Raw genomic sequence first — 1,630 nt, forward strand, 5'->3', positions numbered from 1 at the left:
GATGGACGGGCTCGGACCTGTGATCCCGCAGTCGTTAGGGAGAACTGAATGAACTAAAGCAATTCGACCTTGATCAAATCCTCCTCATGTGAGCCTTTTGTGAAGCGTCAGAAGAACGATGCGGCCGATGCCGAGGCGATCTGCGAGGCGGCCCAGCGCCCGACCATGCGCTTTGTGGCGCCCAAGAGCGAGCAGGCCCAAGCCGCCGCCCTCGTGTTCCGGGCCCGCGATCTCCTGGTGCGGCAACGAACGCAGGTCATCAATGCCCTGCGTGGTCATCTGGCCGAGTTCGGCACTGTGGGGGTCAAAGGCCCAGCTCATGTTCACCAGCTCGTGCGGATTGTTGAGGATCCGGACGAGCCTCTTCCTGAGATCGCCCGGCCGATCCTCCAGATGCTGGTCGAGACGCTCCATCAGCTGGATGAGAAGATTGCGGGCCTGGACCAGGAGGTGGCCCAGCGCGCCAAAGAGAACGAGACAGCGCGGCGGCTGATGACCATCCCGGGCGTCGGTCCGGTGACCGCTGTGGCCTTGGCCGCGCTTGCACCGCCGGCTGAGACCTTCAAGCGCGGGCGGGACTTCGCCGCCTGGGTGGGGCTCACACCCTTGCAGCATTCGACCGGCGGTAAGCAGAAGCTGGGAGCGACCTCGAAGATGGGCGAGCGAACGCTGCGCCGCCTACTGATCATCGGCGCCAGTGCCGTTGTGCGTTGAGTGGCTCGCAATGGAGCTCCGGCAGGCTCGTGGATGGCCCGCATGATCGCCTGCAAGCCACCGATGCTGGTGCGGGTGGCGCTGGCCAACAAGATGGCCCGCATCGTCTGGGCTCTGATGGCGAGAGGTGGAGTTTATCAGGCTCCAGTCGCAGCGGCATAAGTCGTCGCGGCTGAGAGGCTGTTGGGGCGTGGGAAGATCGAAGGAGAGAGATGGCGCAACGGTCACTGAGACGGGATCAGGATAACCAGCTTTGCGACAGGTGCCGCAAGCACGTGGATCTGATTTGGACCTGATCTGCGAACTCCCATCCGGGCCCGCGGCGTGTGAGCCGCATCAGAGGCCGCACACATGTCAGCCCTGACCACGCGCTGCACCGATCCGGAGATTCTTCTTGCGTCACGCGGGGCGTCCACACATGTTGCAAACCCTTCAGTAACTTAGTTCGGCTTACGCCTCCGGCACATTCCGGAGGTGCACAATGTTCAAAGGCCGTCATTTTGACCGCTCGGTGATCCTGCTGTGTGTCCGGTGGTATCTCGCCTCCAGCCTGAGCCTATGGACTTGCTCCGGAAAAGGTACTGCTGGCGAATTCGATGTTGCCGCTTCATTCGCAGTCGGAGCGGTGACCTGCAGCACTCGGACACAGAGCGCCGGTCGCCCACGTTACAAGCTTGGCAGCTGCCTCGGTAGCCCTGAAGCGGATTCGCCAGCAGTATCGGAAAACTGGAGAGCCTCTCATGAAGCAGGAGGATCTCCATGCGCCACACACGCTTTACGAAAGAGTTTCGGGACGAGGCTGTGCGGCTTGCCCTGACCAGCGGCCGCAGCCGGCGTGAGGTTGCCGCGGATCTTGGGGTCGGCCTGTCGACCCTGCGGCACTGGCTCGACCGCCGTCGCGAGCGTGAGATCGATG

At 62.8% G+C, this 1,630-nt stretch carries 1 protein-coding gene and 2 pseudogenes; all 3 read left to right on the forward strand.

Translation table 11 applies throughout. The features are described from left to right. Positions 1-69 precede the first annotated feature (69 nt). Positions 70-876 (forward strand): annotated as a pseudogene (locus OC446_RS30270) (IS110 family transposase); the annotation flags it as partial. A gap of 319 nt (positions 877-1,195) precedes the next feature. Beyond that, positions 1,196-1,273 (forward strand): annotated as a pseudogene (locus OC446_RS30275) (IS6 family transposase); the annotation flags it as partial. A gap of 200 nt (positions 1,274-1,473) precedes the next feature. Beyond that, the coding region (locus OC446_RS30280) for a transposase (RefSeq protein ID WP_262032572.1) at positions 1,474-1,630 on the forward strand (157 nt) is incomplete at its 3' end.

The organism is Microvirga sp. Mcv34, assembly GCF_024519725.1.
Lineage (GTDB): Bacteria > Pseudomonadota > Alphaproteobacteria > Rhizobiales > Beijerinckiaceae > Microvirga.